Source organism: Klebsiella sp. CN_Kp091 (genome assembly GCF_040065095.1).
In the GTDB taxonomy this organism is placed as follows: domain Bacteria; phylum Pseudomonadota; class Gammaproteobacteria; order Enterobacterales; family Enterobacteriaceae; genus Klebsiella; species Klebsiella aerogenes.
Genome location: NZ_JBEAIO010000049.1, coordinates 967,644 through 983,797 on the forward strand (window position 1 = coordinate 967,644; position 16,154 = coordinate 983,797).

Sequence of the window (16,154 nt, forward strand, 5' to 3'; positions counted from 1 at the left end):
ATGTCTATCACGGCGAAGTCCGTCTACCGTGACACGGGGAATTTTTTTCGTAATCAGTTCGTTACTATTCTGCTGATTGCGTTGTTATGCGCGTTCATCACGGTAGTTATTGGCCATGCCTTTTCGCCCAGTGACGAGCAGTTATCGATCCTCAGCGAGGGCGATAACCTGGCGGGCAGCGCCGGCTTGTTTGAGCTGGTGCAAAACATGACGCCGGAACAGCAGCAGATCCTGCTGCGCGCGTCGGCAGCCTCAACCTTCTCGGGCCTGGTGGGGAATGCCATCCTCGTCGGCGGCGTACTGTTGCTGATTCAGCTAATCTCCGCCGGGCATCGCGTCAGCGCGCTGCGGGCAATCGGCGCGGCGGCGCCGGTTCTGCCGAAGCTGTTGCTGCTTATTCTGTTCACCACCTTCGTGGTACAGATGGGGATGATGCTGGTGCTGGTGCCGGGCGTGCTGCTGGCGATTGTCCTGGCGTTCGCGCCGGTGATGCTGGTGCAGGATAAAATCGGCATCTTTAGCGCAATGCGCGGCAGTATGCGTCTGGTGTGGGCGAACATGCGCCTGGTGGCGCCAGCGGTACTCGGCTGGCTGCTGGCAAAAACGGCGCTACTGCTGCTTGCTTCAAGCTTTGCAACGCTGTCGCCAAACGTTGCCGCCGTGGTCATTAATACCATCAGCAATCTGTTCTCTGCGCTGTTGCTGATCTATTTGTTCCGCTTGTATATGCTTATTCGCAACTAACTTTAATCAGGGCCGGGCATTCCGGCCCTTCCTGAACGACGGAATTGATGTATGAAGCAGTTTCTCGATTTTTTACCGCTCGTAGTCTTCTTCGCTTTTTATAAGATTTACGATATCTACGCCGCAACCACCGCGCTGATCGTCGCCACCGCGGTGGTCCTCATTTATAGCTGGGTGCGCTATCGTAAAGTTGAAAAGATGGCGTTGATCACTTTTGTGCTGGTCGCCGTATTCGGCGGGCTGACAATCTTCTTCCACAACGATGAATTTATTAAGTGGAAAGTGACCGTCATCTACGCCCTGTTTGCCGGTGCCCTGCTGTTCAGCCAGTGGGTAATGAAAAAGCCGCTGATCCAACGCATGCTTGGTAAAGAGCTGACGCTGCCGCAGCAGGTGTGGTCACGGCTGAATCTGGCCTGGGCGCTGTTCTTCATTCTCTGCGGGCTGGCCAATATCTACATCGCCTTCTGGCTGCCGCAGAATATCTGGGTCAACTTCAAAGTCTTCGGTTTAACGGCATTGACCCTGGTCTTTACCCTGTTGAGCGGCGTTTATATCTACCGCCACATGCCACAGGACGATAAGCACTAATACCGCTCACCGGTACGCGCTAGCCGGCGCGTACCGCCTCCGTTGTGCTTTTCATTTCTTTTCTCTACCTCCTATCCCGTTCAGTTCAAATTTAACTTCCGAAAGAGTGGGTAAGCCACCTCTTATTACGCCATTCCCCAACGGCTCGCCTTCACGCTTTCTTCATCAAACAGGAAAAATTGCGCCAATTGTGAGGATTTGATGAAGTTTCGTCTCGCCTGATTGTAATGATAATGATTATTATTAATATTCACGTTCTTGTTTTATTTTGATACGGATATTTACAATGAGAACGAACACCGCATTCCCCCTCGCTCCCCTTACCATCATTATCGCCAGCTTCTTTTCAGCGGAGAGTTTGGCCGAAGAAGCCGAACAGGATACTGAAACTATGGTGGTCTACAGCACCGCCGAAGAAGCGTTAAAACAACAGCCCGGCGTTTCGATTATCACTGCCGAAGATATTGCCAAAGAGCCGCCGGTTAATGACCTGTCAGAAATCATCCGTAAGATGCCCGGCGTGAATCTGACCGGCAACAGCGCCAGCGGTAGCCGCGGTAACAACCGTCAAATCGACATTCGCGGGATGGGCCCCGAAAACACGCTGATTTTGATCGATGGCGTACCGGTTACCTCACGAAATTCGGTACGTTACAGCTGGCGCGGTGAACGCGATACCCGCGGTGATAGTAATTGGGTACCCGCTGAAATGGTTGAACGAATTGAAGTCCTGCGCGGACCCGCTGCGGCCCGCTATGGGTCCGGCGCGGCCGGCGGCGTGGTGAATATCATTACCAAACGACCAACCAACGACTGGCACGGCTCACTGTCGTTCTTCACCAATCAACCGGAGAATAACAAAGAAGGCGCCACCAACCGGGCCAACTTTAACCTCAGCGGGCCGCTGGCAGGCGATGCCCTCACCATGCGTTTGTACGGCAACATCAATAAAACCGATGCTGACGCCTGGGATATCAACCATGTGCAGAATGGCTCATACGCCGCCGGTCGCGAAGGCGTGCGTAATAAAGATATTAACGCCCTGCTGTCGTGGAAAATGACCCCACAACAGATCCTCGATTTCAACTATGCCTACAGCCGCCAGGGCAATATTTATGCCGGCGATACCCAGTACAGTAACGGCAACCTTAGCCCCAATGGCCTGGTTGATTCACTCTACGGCCATGAGACCAACCGCCTGTATCGCCAGTCGTGGGGGCTAACCTATAACGGAATTTGGGATTGGGGACAGTCAAAAGCCGGCGTTTATTATGAAAAAACCAATAATACCCGCCTGCAGGAAGGATCAACCGGCCGCGTCGAGGGGATGATCAATAGCGATGAATACGCCACCAGCCGTCTGGAATCATGGCGCTCCACAGGCGAGTTAAACATTCCGTTCTACTGGTTGGCGGATCAAACGTTGACGCTTGGCATGGAGTGGAACCGCGACGAACTCAATGATCCGGCGTCGATGCAGGCCACTGACGTGAGCGGTGAAACCATCGCCGGCACCAGCGGCAATGCCGCCGATCGTAGTAGCAAAAACAGCGCCACGTTAACCGGGATCTACCTGGAAGATAATATCGAGGCCACGCCGGGAACTAACATCATTCCCGGCCTGCGTTTCGATTACCACAACCAGTTCGGCAGTAACTGGAGCCCAAGCCTCAACCTGGCGCAGGCATTAGGTGAGTGGTTTAAAGTAAAAGCAGGTATTGCACGGGTATTTAAAGCACCGAATTTATATCAATCCAGCGAAGGCTATCTGCTCTCCACCCGCGGCAACGGATGCCCGAACGCCATTGCAACAGGCAGTTGCTATCTGCTCGGCAACCCGGATCTGGATCCGGAAATCAGCATCAATAAAGAGCTTGGGCTGGAATTCAACGCCGGCGGCTATAACGCCGGGATCACCTGGTTCCGTAATGATTACAAAAACAAAATCGTCTCCGGCACCGAGGTGCTTGGCTACACTTCCAGCGGCAACAACATTCTACAGTGGCAGAACGGCGGCAAAGCCGTAGTAGAAGGACTGGAAGGGACCGTGCTGATCCCATTGATTGCCGAAACCCTGAACTGGCGCACCAACGCGACCTGGATGATTAAATCGGAAAGTAAAGATACCGGCAATCCGCTGTCGGTGATCCCGAAATATACTATCAATACCATGTTCGACTGGCAGGTAAACAGCAAACTGTCGGCTAACATAAACTGGACAATGTATGGCCGTCAAAAGCCGCGTCAGTACGCAGAAATTCGCAACGAGACCGGGGTTCTCGCCACCAATGAAGTCGGCGCTTATTCGATAATAGGGATCGGCGGCAACTATCAGTTGATGAAAGATATTCGCCTCAACGCCGGCATCAGCAACCTGTTTGATAAGCAGATTTATCGCGAGAACGCCGGTGCTTCAACTTACAACGAGCCGGGGCGCGCCTATTACGCCGGCGTTACCCTAAGTTTCTAATCTGCCGACGCCCGTACCGACGGGCGTATTCCCCTATTCTCTCTGCGCCGTTTTCATAGTAGCATCGCGCCTGATCTTCTTTGACTAGTACAGAGTATAGAATGACAACAACAGATCTCGCCCCGAAGGGCGAATTGGTTTTACGCACCCTGGCCATGCCGGCGGATACCAACGCGAACGGCGATATTTTTGGCGGCTGGCTGATGTCGCAGATGGATATCGGCGGCGCGATTATGGCCAAAGAGATTGCCCGCGGCCGCGTTGTGACCGTCCGTGTTGATGGTATGACTTTTTTACGCCCGGTCGCCGTTGGCGATGTCGTGTGCTGCTATGCCCGCTGCGTAAAACGCGGCAACACCTCAATCACCATTAATATTGAGGTATGGGTGAAAAAAGTATCGACGGAACCACTGGGCCAGCGTTACAAGGCGACGGAAGCCCTGTTTATTTATGTGGCGGTAGACAATGAAGGCAAGCCGCGAGCGCTGCCTGCCGAGTAGGAAATTGCCCGGTTCGCCGGGCAGCTCTTCTGCTTAAAGGAAACCCAACAGCGAGAAGAAAATATAACCAATCACAATCACCACAATCGGCAGTACGTACAGCGTGAAATACTGCTTCAGGATCGTATGACGCGGCACGACAATACGTTCGGCAAGCTGTTCACGAGAAAGGCCTTCCGCTCCTTTAGCCTGTTCCAGAATCAACTGATCTTCCACACCTTCGCGTAGAAACTTCGCCTGGCGGGCCATTCGCGCGCCGGAAGCCTGCAACGCCATGCCGACAAACACCAGCGCGTAGATAATCCAGAAACCGATGTTCAACGCATGTTTGAACTCCGGCAGCGGCGAGTTGTACCAGAAGAAATTCAGGAACGGCGTATTAAAACGCACCATCTCAATCATCAGGTGGGCGAAGTCCATCATCACCGCATCAATACCCGGTTTCTTTTCGCTATGCTCGTACATAAATTTCAGTACGGAAATCAGCGTAGACAGCACGGCTGGAATGAAGATGACCCATCCCAAAATGCGTTTAATGACCGCAATGCGTCCAGCTTGTTGATACGTCATGAGTTCCCCTTGTTTAAAACGCCAGACTCTTCATGCCGACATAGAGTCAGGTATAAGTCTATCTTCGTCAGCGAATTTCGCCTGCTTAAGCGCGGTATGATATACCATATGGACAATTTCGTTATCTACTTACGCCAATGGAGAGGAACTTATGTCAGCGAAGCGCCAGATTCTTGCCGCTATTTTCGATATGGATGGCCTGCTTATCGATTCAGAGCCGCTATGGGACCGCGCAGAGCTGGAGGTACTGGACAGCCTCGGAGTGGATATTAGCCGCCGTGATGAATTACCGGACCTGCTGGGGCTGCGCATCGACCTGGTGGTTGATTTGTGGTTTGCTCAACAGCCCTGGCGAGGCCCGGATCGCGCTGAGGTTACCGCCAGCATTATCCGCAGGGCCATTCAGCTGGTCGAGGAGTCACGGCCGCTGCTGCCCGGCGTGCGTGAAGCCGTGGCATTGTGTAAGGCCGAAGGACTAAAAATCGGCCTCGCTTCCGCGTCGCCGCTGCATATGCTGGAAAAAGTGCTGGAGATGTTTGAACTGCGCGACCAGTTTGACGCGCTGGCTTCCGCCGAGCACCTGCCATACAGTAAACCGCACCCCCAGGTCTATCTCGATTGCGCCGCTAAGCTTGGCGTCGCGCCGATGGCCTGCGTGGCGCTGGAGGATTCAGTTAACGGTATGATTGCCAGCAAAGCGGCGCGTATGCGTTCGATTGTCGTTCCGGAAGCAGAAAACAGCCGCGATCCGCGCTTCGTACTGGCCGATGTGAAACTGGCGTCTCTGCAGCAGCTGACGGTAGCGGACCTGCGCGGCTAAGCGACGTGCGCAGGCATGGGTGTCGTCAAAATATGTCAACCTTGTGACAAAGAGTTACACCGTCACCTCTTCCGTATACTGTATAAAAACCCTATACTGTATGAATTGACAGTTTAGGGTTTTTATCATGACGGCGGAAGGCCACCTCTTCTTTTCTATCGCCTGTGCGGTATTTGCAAAAAATGCAGAACTAACCCCCGTGCTGGCGCAGGGGGACTGGTGGCATATCGTTCCTTCCGCCGTGCTAACCTGCCTGCTGCCCGACATCGACCATCCAAAATCTTTCCTCGGGCAGCGCTTAAGCTGGGTCTCGAAACCGGTAGCGCGCGCCTTTGGCCACCGCGGTTTTACCCACAGTCTGCTGGCGGTATTCGGCGCGCTGGCGCTGTTCTACCTGAAAGTACCTGAGAGCTGGATTATCCCAGCGGATGCGCTGCAGGGTTTAGTGCTGGGCTACCTCAGTCATATACTTGCCGATATGCTCACCCCGGCTGGCGTACCGCTGCTGTGGCCGTGCCGCTGGCGGTTCCGCCTACCAATCCTCGCGCCGCGCAAAGGCAATCAGCTAGAACGCGCGCTGTGCATGGCGCTGTTCATTTACGCCGTCTGGATGCCGCAGAGCATGGCCGAAAATAGCGCCGTGCGCTGGTCATCAAATATGATTAATTCGCTGCAAATAACCTTTAATCGCTTTATTAACCATCAGGCTGAACGATAAATACGCTAAATGGTTTTTTGGTTATAACCCATTCCATTTGAGTATAAGAAAGCAATAAGGCCTTCTGCTACTCTTGGCGCCATAAGAGTTGGTTTCAGACCAACCCAGGTAACAAGATATCAGGAGAACGGGGATGAATTTTCCATTAATAGCGAACGTTGTCGTGTTCGCGGTTTTACTGTTTGCGCTGGCTCAAACCCGCCACAAACAGTGGAGCCTCGCTAAAAAAGTACTGGTCGGTCTCGTTATCGGCGTTATCTTTGGTCTCGGCCTGCAGCTGGTTTACGGCTCCGACAGCCAGGTTCTGAAAGATTCTATTCAGTGGTTCAATATCGTCGGTAACGGTTATGTGCAGCTGCTGCAGATGATCGTCATGCCGCTGGTCTTCGCCTCAATTCTGAGCGCGGTGGCTCGTCTGCACAATGCCTCACAGCTGGGTAAAATCAGTTTCCTGAGTATCGGTACGCTGTTGTTCACCACTCTCATCGCCGCGCTGGTCGGCGTGCTGGTGACCAACCTGTTTGGCCTCACCGCTGAAGGCCTGGTGCAGGGCAGCGCGGAAACCGCCCGTCTGAACGCCATCCAAAGCAACTATGTCGGTAAAGTATCAGATCTGAGCGTTCCGCAGCTGATCCTGTCGTTTGTGCCGAAGAACCCGTTTGCCGATCTGACCGGCGCGAACCCGACTTCTATCATCAGCATCGTTATCTTCTCGGCGTTCCTTGGCGTTGCGGCGCTGAAGCTGCTGAAAGACGATGTGGAGAAAGGTCAACGCGTTCTGACCGCCATCGACACGCTGCAGGGCTGGGTGATGAAGCTGGTGCGTCTGGTGATGCAGCTGACCCCATACGGCGTGCTGGCGCTGATGACCAAAGTGGTTGCCGGCTCCAACCTGCACGACATTATCAAGCTCGGCGGTTTCGTCGTGGCTTCTTACATCGCGTTGGGCATCATGTTTGTGGTGCACGGTCTGCTGTTAGCCGTCAATGGCGTCAGTCCGCTGAAGTATTTCCGTAAAGTCTGGCCGGTGATTACCTTCGCCTTCACCAGCCGTTCCAGCGCGGCTTCTATTCCGCTGAACGTGGAAGCGCAGACGCGCCGTCTGGGTGTACCGGAATCTATTGCCAGCTTCTCCGCCTCATTCGGCGCGACGATTGGTCAGAACGGCTGCGCCGGTATCTATCCGGCAATGCTGGCGGTAATGGTAGCCCCGACCGTTGGCATCAACCCGTTGGATCCAATGTGGATTGCCACCCTCGTGGGTATCGTCACCGTGAGCTCCGCGGGCGTAGCCGGCGTTGGCGGCGGCGCCACCTTCGCGGCATTGATCGTGCTGCCGGCGATGGGTCTGCCGGTCACGTTGGTCGCACTGTTGATTTCCGTCGAGCCGCTGATTGATATGGGCCGTACCGCCCTTAACGTTAACGGCTCAATGACCGCCGGCACGCTGACCAGCCAGTGGCTGCGCCAGACGGATAAAGCTATCCTCGATAGCGAAGAAGACGCCGAGCTGGCGCATCGCTAACGTTAACAGCCACAAAAAAGCCGCTGAAATTCAGCGGCTTTTTTTTGCCTACAAGCTCAAGCCTCTATTTCACCATCCTGGCGTATCTGATTAGCCCAACGCTGCGCCGATTCCGGCACGGTGAACGCCGGAGAACGGCGGAAACGCTCGCCCATCAGTACAAAGGCGACATACTTGCCCCGCAATATCCAGACATCGCGAAAATGGTCCATTTTAACGGCATGATCCGGCGGCGCAGGCTCGACGCGCGGCACGTAGCTAATGACAGGGCGATTTTGTTGGCGCAATGTTTTCATAACAGATGGATTCACTAAGCAAAGCGGGAACATAAACCCCTATCATAGCCGATCGCCCCCCTTTTCGTCGCCCCTCCTGGCACGATGCGCATTTTAGGATAACTCCATTCCTTTCAGAGCGGCATCCTCAGCACAATGTTCTATAGTTAGAAGGGTTTTGGTTTAGCAACGACCACTTTTAGCAATGAAAGCAGGAGACGAGCAGATGTCAGAAAAGCACCACGACCCACACAGCCGACAGGCTCCGGTACACGATAGCGATGAAGCAAAACCGGGCCTCGATTCACTGGCGCCAGAAGATCGCGAGTGGCGCCCTACTCCCCAGCCAACCGCGCCCGGGGAGGAACCGACGGCGCCGGGTAGCCTGAAAGCGCCGGATACCCACAGCATAAAATTAGATACCCTCGAGCCGCAGCGTAAAGGTGGTGAAAACTTTCCGCTGACCACCAATCAGGGGGTACGCATCGCCGACGATCAAAACTCGTTGCGCGCCGGCAACCGCGGGCCAACGTTGCTGGAAGATTTTATCTTACGTGAGAAAATTACCCATTTTGACCATGAACGCATTCCCGAGCGTATCGTTCATGCTCGCGGTTCCGCCGCACACGGCTATTTCCAGCCTTACAAAAGCCTGAAAGAGATTACCAAAGCCGATTTTCTGTCCGCACCGGAAAAAATCACCCCCGTTTTTGTCCGCTTCTCTACCGTTCAGGGCGGCGCGGGTTCAGCCGATACCGTGCGCGATATCCGCGGCTTCGCCACCAAATTCTATACCGAAGAGGGCATTTTCGATCTGGTGGGCAACAACACGCCAATTTTCTTTATCCAGGATGCGATTAAATTTCCCGACTTTGTCCATGCGGTGAAACCTGAACCGCACTGGGCAATCCCACAGGGACAAAGCGCTCATGACACCTTCTGGGATTATGTTTCGCTACAGCCGGAAACGCTGCATAACGTGATGTGGGCCATGTCAGACCGCGGCTTACCGCGCAGTTATCGTACGATGGAAGGTTTCGGCATTCATACCTTCCGCCTGATCAACGCCGAAGGCAAAGCCACCTTTGTGCGCTTCCACTGGAAACCGGTGGCCGGTAAAGCATCGCTGGTGTGGGATGAGGCGCAGAAATTGACCGGCCGCGATCCGGACTTCCATCGCCGCGATTTATGGGAAGCCATTGAGGCTGGCGATTATCCGGAGTTTGAGCTCGGCTTGCAGTTAATTCCGGAGGAAAACGAGTTCGATTTCGACTTCGATCTGCTGGATCCGACCAAGCTCATTCCGGAAGCGCTGGTACCCGTACAACGAGTCGGAAAAATGGTGCTTAGCCGTAACCCCGACAACTTCTTCGCTGAGAACGAACAGGCGGCATTCCATCCTGGTCATATTGTGCCGGGTATCGATTTTAGTAACGACCCGCTGCTGCAAGGGCGACTTTTCTCCTATACCGATACGCAAATTAGCCGCCTCGGCGGGCCAAATTTCCACGAAATTCCAATTAACCGCCCCACCTGCCCGTATCATAATTTCCAGCGTGACGGCATGCACCGAATGGAGATTGATACCAATCCGGCAAACTATGAGCCTAACTCTATCAACGATAACTGGCCTCGCGAAACGCCGCCGGCGCCGAAACGCGGCGGCTTTGAATCGCTGGCGGAACGTGTTGATGGCGAGAAAATCCGTAACCGTAGTCCCTCCTTCGGCGAATACTACGCCCAACCTCGCCTGTTCTGGCTCAGCCAGACGCCGATCGAGCAACAGCACATTATCGGCGGCTTTAGTTTTGAGCTGAGCAAAGTGGTGAGAGTCTGGATCCGCGAGCGGGTGGTCGATCATCTGGCGCATATTGATATCGGGCTGGCGGAAGCGGTAGCCAACAATCTCGGTATCGAACTCAGCGATGAGCAGCGGAATATTGCTCCACCAGCGCCGGTCAACGGCGTGGAGAAAGATCCTACCCTCAGTCTTTACGCCGATGGCGATGGCGATGTAAAAGGGCGAATTGTCGCGGTATTACTCAATGAGAAGACCTGCGCGCAGGATGTACTCAACCTGTTGCAGGCGCTGCAGGCCAGAGGCGTCCACAGCAAACTGCTCTATTCGCGTATGGGCGAAGTCAGCGCCGATGATGGATCGCAGCTACCGATCGCCGGAACCTTCGCCGGCTCGCCATCGTTGACGGTTGATGCGGTTATTGTTCCCGGCGGCGACCTGAGCAGCATCAGCGATAACGGCGATGCCCGCTACTACCTGCTGGAAGCCTATAAGCATCTGAAGCCCATTTTACTGGCGGGCGATGCGCGGCAGTTTAGTTCGCTGCTACAGGTGCCCGCTGCGGGTGAAGAAGGGGTTATCGAATGTGACGCGATTAATACGCTTAGCGTCGATAAGCTGCTGACGCTACTGGCCGCGCATCGCATCTGGTCCAGAAGCAGTAAAGTTGCGGCCATACCCGCATAGTAAAAAGCCCGGCAGTTCATGGCTGCCGGGCTTTCCTCTCTTTATACGTCGCGATAGTTTCCGAGCCTGTAGCCGCGTTCCGCGATCGCGTATTTCAGTTCGCCGGACGTCAGCACGTCCAGTTCGGTCAGCCGCGGATAGCAGTAAGCGCTGCCCATAATGGTGTTATCGACAAATGCCGGATGACACATCACTTCCAGCGAGTTTTCTTGCCGTTCGAGCGATGCATCCAGCGTTTGCAGGAACAGCGCTTGTGAAACCGCTTCACCGTAAAATTCACTGCTGAAGCCATCGCTACTGCGCGCCGCATCCTGGTCGAGGCCATTCAGCGCCGCCACCTGACGATCGATACGCAAAGCGACGCCCTTTTCGCGCGCAAAGGCGGCGACGATGGGGTAGATCTGCGCAATCATATGCACATGGTGGTGACTGTCGATGTGCGTTGGTTCGCAACCAAACAGTTCGATAAAACGCCGGTACTGACACTCCAGTTCGTGGGCGATCTCATCCAGCGGTAGGCTGTCCTCTTCCGCCATCTGCCAAATCCATTTGCCCAACCGCCCGTCGCGGGTTAACCCCGGCATCACCGATAATGGCTCGCCCAGCGTCAACACAAAGTGCATGCCCACCGCCAGCTCGGGCAGGCTGCGGCTTAATTGGGCGGCGTGGCCGATAGCCGCGCCGTTGACCAACGCCGTAGTCGACGTCACCAGTCCATTCTTGCAGGCTTCGATAATGCCGTAATTCTGCCCTTTGCTCAGGCCATAATCATCGGCGTTAACGATCAATACGCGTTCCATCGGCCGCTCCCATTACTGTTTCAGTTTTTCGATAGTCGCTGCAAAATTCGGCAGCCACTTCTCATGGGCGAGGATCATCTCCCGCGCCAGCTGCTCGGCATCGCGATCCGAATGAATCAGCGGGCTTAAATTGAGCGCCAGCAGCACATCATTGAGCTCGCCGCTCATTGCCGCCTGGCTGGCCGCCACTTCAAAGCCTTTGATGGTATAAATCAGTCCCAGCACTTTTTCATCAAAATGCGTGATTCGCGGCGTGGGTTTCGCGCCGTCGCGGCCCAGCGTACAGGTCATTTCTACCGCCCAGTCGGCCGGAATATTATCAACATGGCCATGGTGCGGAATATTCACATAGTGCTCGGCCTGCTTATCATTGTAGATGGCGTTAATCACCTCGCAGGCGGCATCAGAGTAGTAAGCGCCGCCACGCTGCTCAAGCTCCTTCGGCTTAATGTTCAGATCCGGATTTTTGTAAAGTTCGAACAGCTGCTTTTCAACCTTCTGCACCACCTGAGCGCGCGCGCCGCCTTTGTAGTACTCACCCATCTCAATCGCCAGCATCTCTTTCGGCTTGAAGTAATAAAGCAGATACGAGCATGGGATCAGGCGCAGTGAGCGAATCAATCCTTCGCTAAACGGCAGATCGAAGATATTTTTCACCGAGTTCGCGGTCAGGCGGCCTGAAGCCACACCGTCCAGCAGTTCATCGAAGCGCGACACGCCATTGACCAGTACATCGCGAACAAATACCAGGTGGTTAAGACCGAACAGATCGATATTCAGCTCATCGCTCGGATTCAGTTGCAGCACATCGGTAATAAACATCTTCATACCGATTGGAATGTTGCACACGCCGATAAAGCGCTTGAAGTTGGTGTGGCGGTAAACCGCCTCGGTGACCATACCCGCCGGGTTGGTAAAGTTAATGATCCACGCGTCGGGGCAAATTTCCTGCACATCTTTGACGATATCGAAAATCACCGGGATGGTACGCAGACCTTTAAACAGACCGCCCGCACCGTTGGTTTCCTGGCCCAGATAGCCGTGGCTTAGCGGGATACGTTCATCTTTTTCACGCGCTTTCAGCTGGCCAACGCGCAGCTGCGTGGTGACGAAATCCGCCCCTTCCAGCGCCGCGCGGCGATCCAGCGTTTTGTAGACTTTCATCGGCACGCCGGCTTTTTCTACCATCCGCTGGCACAGCGCATGGATGATATCGAGCTTCTCCTGCCCTTCTTCCACGTCCACCAGCCACAGTTCCGTTACCGGCAGCTCATGATAGCGTTTGAGAAAACCTTCCAGTAATTCCGGGGTATAGCTGCTACCGCCGCCGATAGTCACGACTTTTAATTTCTGGCTCATATCTTTCTCCCTTAGGCGCTACGCGTAGACGTAGACCGCTCTCCGCATAAATGCGGACAGTTAACTTGAATGAATAAACCGCGCGGTAAATACCGCTGCGAGTTAATTAATATTGGTCAGCTGTTTACGATAACTGCTTGGCGTGAATGAGGTCAGCTTCTTGAAAGTTTTAATAAACAGACTTGGGCTGCTATATCCTGATTCATACGCAATATCAGTGACCGAATAGTTGGTGATTTCCAGCTGTTTTTTCGCGAAATTGATGCGGATATCATTAATGATCTGCATCGGCGTCTTACCATAATAGCGCTGGGTCGCCCGGGTTAAATATTCTTGCGTTTTCCCGGACAATTGCACCATATTTTCCAGCGCGCTTTCGCCAAATTTATTTTTATCGTGCATATCCTCTACGGTATTTTTCAGCCAGTGAGGAATCACATCTTCAACGGGCTCTTCACGATAATGACGTAAGCGGTTAATGGTGTAAAACGAGACCAGTTCAATAAACTCGTCAAATTCAGTCTCACGAAAATTCAGTGAAGCAATAACCGACTCGATATAACTGAGAAAGGCGCTTTGCACCGCATAGACCTGAGAGGCGACCAGACCGAACGGCAGCAGCGGCAGATAATGTTTCTCAAAGAAGCGTCTGCTGATGCCAACGTTAAGAATGCGCGTCGCACCAAACTCGTAAAAGCTCTGATGGTGCGACCCCATTGGGATGAAGACAAAGTCCCCGCGCTCCAGCAACACCCGTTTGCCATTAATTTCCTGATAATAGCGCCCGGTTAAAACGATAGTGAATTCGTAGTAATCATGCTGGTGAAGCCCGCTCACGCTCTCCGTTTTGTTATAGATGACCACATGAAAGTTTTTCCCGTTGAAGAGCTGTTGTTCCCTGGCGGTACTGATCTCGGTGGTCATCATTTTCGGCTGCCTCATCGTTCGGATAGCCTATTGTACCTTCTCATGCAGCTCGATCAATTCGGCCACCAGTTCACGGGCCAGCATTGAGGTCATCAGATGATCCTGCGCATGAACCAGCACCAGACTTACCTTCATCTTGCCCTCGCCTTCATCGCTTTCAATCAGCTGGGTCTGGACGCGATGTGCTTCGCTCAGCGCCATCCGCGATTGCTCCATCATCGATTTCGCGGCGGCGAAATCCCCCTGCTTTGCCTGCTTCAGCGCCGCATAAGCCAGGCTACGCGCCTGCCCGGAGTTGATAATCAGCCCCATCACCACCTCTTCGAGGTCATTTTCCGGGGTTTCTACCGCGTCGATGTTATCCAGATCAAACATAATATTTCCCTCGTTTCTCAGGCGGTACGGGGTGAACCCGTACCGCTCGACATCAGAATTTCAGTGCGTTAGCAATATCTTCTTCGCTCTCTTCCTGCTCGATGGTGCTCTGCGCTTTGTTCGACAGGATGACGAACGGCAGGTACACGGCAGTAGCGACACAAAGGTTGAAGAGCGCGACCAGCAGGGCAGCAACGCTACCGTTACTGTTAAAGAAAGCGCCCAAACCGGTTGGCATCGTCCAAGGCGCCAGGTTGGTCACCGGTGGGATAATGCCGAGGCTGTAAGCGGCCAGCGTAATCGCGGCCAGAATCGGTTGTACCAGCACGAACGGGATGAACATAACCGGGTTCATGATGATCGGCAGACCGAACAGAATCGGTTCGTTAATCTGGAAGATGCCTGACGGCAGCGCCAGCTTAGCGACCTGACGATGATCGGCGCGGCGAGAAGCGATGAAGATGGCGATAATCAGACCCAGCGTCGCACCGGAACCACCCAGCAGGATGTAGGAGTCGAGCATCGGCTTCGCCCAGAAGTGAAACTGTTTGCCGGCTTCGATGGCCGCGTCGACAGAACCATACTGGTTATACAGCGCGATGTTTTCCAGCGCCCACGGCGTCATAATACCGTTATCCAGCGCGGTCAGCGCCAGCGAGCCGTGCACCCCGAAGAACCACAGCAGGGAGTTAAAGATAACGTACGCCCAGCCAACGACGCTGCCCATCGCCGCCAGCGGCGTGGAGATGGAGTCCATGATGATCTGATGGAAGTTGCTGCCGTAGTTTGACAGAATCCACGAAATAATGCCGAAGACTGACAAAATCAGGAAGCCCGGGATCAGCGCCGAGAAGGAACGTGATACCGATGACGGTACGCTATCCGGCAGTTTGATGACCCAGTTACGGCGAATAACAAAGGTGAACAGTTCCGCCACCACCAGGCCGATAATCATCCCGGAGATGATGTTCTGCCCGCCGAGCCAGTTGGCGCCGACGGCGTAGGCTTCACCCACGCTATAAGGCGTGACGGTCATAAAGGCGGCAACCGCCAGCAGACCTGCTGCCATGGGGTCGACTTTACGCTCCTCGGCCAGCGCGGCGCCGATAAAGAACGGCGCCATCAGCGACATAATGCCCAATGTACCGTTGTAGACATTACCGCCGATGGCTTTAAAGCCGTTTAAGGTTTCAATGGTGGAGGCATCCAGACGAATCCCCATTGAATAAAAGAAAGAACCTTCACCAAAGCTCAGAAAAACGTTGTTGATTAATACGAACATGGCCCCGGCGAGGGTCAGCGGCATTAATTTAATAAAGCCGTTTTTAATCGCATTAATGTGCGGTTGCTTTCCTATTTTAACTGCAAAAGGAAGGAGTACCTTTTCAAGCGAATCGATCACTTTACTCATAGTAAATACCCTTAAAAGCCGCAATAAAATATTACGGCGATGATGTATGAAATTACTCTTTGACGGGAAAATAAACTGTTGAATATCGTGGCGGCTAGTATTAATTAACTACCAGACGCCAGAATATCGCGAGTTTAAAAAATAAAATTATTGTGCAGCAGCTTTCTTAATGGCCGCGACGGCCGCTTTCAATACACCTAAGCCATCAACTTTACCGTACAGAATCGAATCAATTACCTCTACCGGTTTGTTCGGCAGTAGACGTTGAATTTCCGGCAACATATAAGCAATTTGTGGCCCTAATAATACGACATCCGCTTCCGGACCTTTTTCGCCGGCCAGCGTTTCAGGATACGCTTCAATAATAACCGGGACCTCATACTTTTCCGCCTGGGCGCGCATTTTGGAGACCAGTAATGAAGTGGACATGCCAGCCGAGCAGAACAGATAGATATGTTTCTTTTCCATGAACGCTTCCTCAATGTGTAGGACCAGGGCTTCAGCGCTGGCTGAGAGCCGGTAAGACTGGTAACTTTCGGTTAGTTTTGTTTATGCATTGAGTATACGGCAACATTTGGCGGCAG

Annotated in this window: 16 protein-coding genes and 1 pseudogene; 8 read left to right on the top strand and 9 right to left on the bottom strand. The window is 53.6% G+C overall.

What is annotated here, in order from left to right:
- The 4 genes from ABLV17_RS25225 (at position 1) to yciA (ending at position 4,305) form a co-directional block, all read left to right on the top strand.
- Complete coding sequence (locus ABLV17_RS25225) at positions 1 to 744, top strand: YciC family protein (RefSeq protein WP_348854765.1); 744 nt, start codon at positions 1 to 3, stop codon at positions 742 to 744.
- A 51-nt stretch (positions 745 to 795) separates the two neighbouring features.
- A complete protein-coding gene (locus ABLV17_RS25230; protein ID WP_015366196.1) occupies positions 796 to 1,335 on the top strand; it encodes a septation protein A in 540 nt (179 codons plus the stop codon).
- A 286-nt stretch (positions 1,336 to 1,621) separates the two neighbouring features.
- Positions 1,622 to 3,805, top strand: a complete 2,184-nt coding sequence (locus tag ABLV17_RS25235) for a TonB-dependent siderophore receptor (protein ID WP_308958474.1) — start codon at positions 1,622 to 1,624, stop codon at positions 3,803 to 3,805.
- A 101-nt stretch (positions 3,806 to 3,906) separates the two neighbouring features.
- Positions 3,907 to 4,305: an acyl-CoA thioester hydrolase YciA gene (gene yciA / locus ABLV17_RS25240; protein WP_015705756.1), complete on the top strand. Its 399-nt coding sequence runs from the start codon at positions 3,907 to 3,909 to the stop codon at positions 4,303 to 4,305.
- A 33-nt stretch (positions 4,306 to 4,338) separates the two neighbouring features.
- Here yciA and ABLV17_RS25245 read toward each other — a convergent pair whose 3' ends face one another.
- Entirely contained in the window at positions 4,339 to 4,875 is a 537-nt protein-coding gene (locus ABLV17_RS25245) for a YniB family protein (protein ID WP_047045057.1), read from the bottom strand.
- A gap of 151 nt (positions 4,876 to 5,026) precedes the next feature.
- On the opposite strand from ABLV17_RS25245, the gene hxpB reads away from it, so the two are divergent.
- The 3 genes from hxpB to ABLV17_RS25260 all read left to right on the top strand — a co-directional run bounded on the left by hxpB (position 5,027) and on the right by ABLV17_RS25260 (position 7,938).
- Positions 5,027 to 5,695, top strand: a complete 669-nt coding sequence (gene hxpB, locus ABLV17_RS25250; RefSeq protein WP_087859353.1) for a hexitol phosphatase HxpB — start codon at positions 5,027 to 5,029, stop codon at positions 5,693 to 5,695.
- Between the two features lie 127 nt (positions 5,696 to 5,822).
- Complete coding sequence (locus tag ABLV17_RS25255; protein WP_015705758.1) at positions 5,823 to 6,413, top strand: metal-dependent hydrolase; 591 nt, start codon at positions 5,823 to 5,825, stop codon at positions 6,411 to 6,413.
- Positions 6,414 to 6,546: 133 nt separating this feature from the next.
- Complete coding sequence (locus ABLV17_RS25260) at positions 6,547 to 7,938, top strand: L-cystine transporter (protein WP_015366191.1); 1,392 nt, start codon at positions 6,547 to 6,549, stop codon at positions 7,936 to 7,938.
- A gap of 56 nt (positions 7,939 to 7,994) precedes the next feature.
- Here ABLV17_RS25260 and cedA read toward each other — a convergent pair whose 3' ends face one another.
- A complete protein-coding gene (gene cedA, locus ABLV17_RS25265; RefSeq protein ID WP_259678455.1) occupies positions 7,995 to 8,234 on the bottom strand; it encodes a cell division activator CedA in 240 nt (79 codons plus the stop codon).
- A gap of 205 nt (positions 8,235 to 8,439) precedes the next feature.
- Here cedA and katE point away from each other — a divergent pair, with 205 nt between their 5' ends.
- On the top strand, positions 8,440 to 10,698 hold the full coding sequence (katE, locus tag ABLV17_RS25270) for a catalase HPII (protein ID WP_348854767.1): 2,259 nt from the start codon (positions 8,440 to 8,442) through the stop codon (positions 10,696 to 10,698).
- A gap of 41 nt (positions 10,699 to 10,739) precedes the next feature.
- On the opposite strand, the gene chbG is transcribed toward katE, so the two are convergent.
- The 7 genes and pseudogenes from chbG to chbB form a co-directional block, all read right to left on the bottom strand.
- Positions 10,740 to 11,498, bottom strand: a complete 759-nt coding sequence (gene chbG, locus ABLV17_RS25275) for a chitin disaccharide deacetylase (RefSeq protein ID WP_348854768.1) — start codon at positions 11,496 to 11,498, stop codon at positions 10,740 to 10,742.
- Between the two features lie 12 nt (positions 11,499 to 11,510).
- Positions 11,511 to 12,857, bottom strand: coding sequence for a 6-phospho-beta-glucosidase (locus ABLV17_RS25280; RefSeq protein ID WP_087859349.1), 1,347 nt, complete (start codon positions 12,855 to 12,857; stop codon positions 11,511 to 11,513).
- Positions 12,858 to 12,959: 102 nt separating this feature from the next.
- Complete coding sequence (gene chbR / locus ABLV17_RS25285; protein ID WP_045393229.1) at positions 12,960 to 13,799, bottom strand: transcriptional regulator ChbR; 840 nt, start codon at positions 13,797 to 13,799, stop codon at positions 12,960 to 12,962.
- Between the two features lie 12 nt (positions 13,800 to 13,811).
- Entirely contained in the window at positions 13,812 to 14,159 is a 348-nt protein-coding gene (chbA, locus tag ABLV17_RS25290) for a PTS N,N'-diacetylchitobiose transporter subunit IIA (RefSeq protein ID WP_015366185.1), read from the bottom strand.
- Between the two features lie 52 nt (positions 14,160 to 14,211).
- Entirely contained in the window at positions 14,212 to 15,570 is a 1,359-nt protein-coding gene (chbC, locus tag ABLV17_RS25295) for a PTS N,N'-diacetylchitobiose transporter subunit IIC (protein ID WP_015366184.1), read from the bottom strand.
- Positions 15,571 to 15,581: 11 nt separating this feature from the next.
- Positions 15,582 to 15,647: pseudogene (locus tag ABLV17_RS25300) on the bottom strand (hypothetical protein); the annotation flags it as partial.
- A gap of 70 nt (positions 15,648 to 15,717) precedes the next feature.
- Positions 15,718 to 16,038, bottom strand: coding sequence for a PTS N,N'-diacetylchitobiose transporter subunit IIB (gene chbB / locus ABLV17_RS25305; RefSeq protein ID WP_015366183.1), 321 nt, complete (start codon positions 16,036 to 16,038; stop codon positions 15,718 to 15,720).
- Positions 16,039 to 16,154 lie beyond the last annotated feature (116 nt).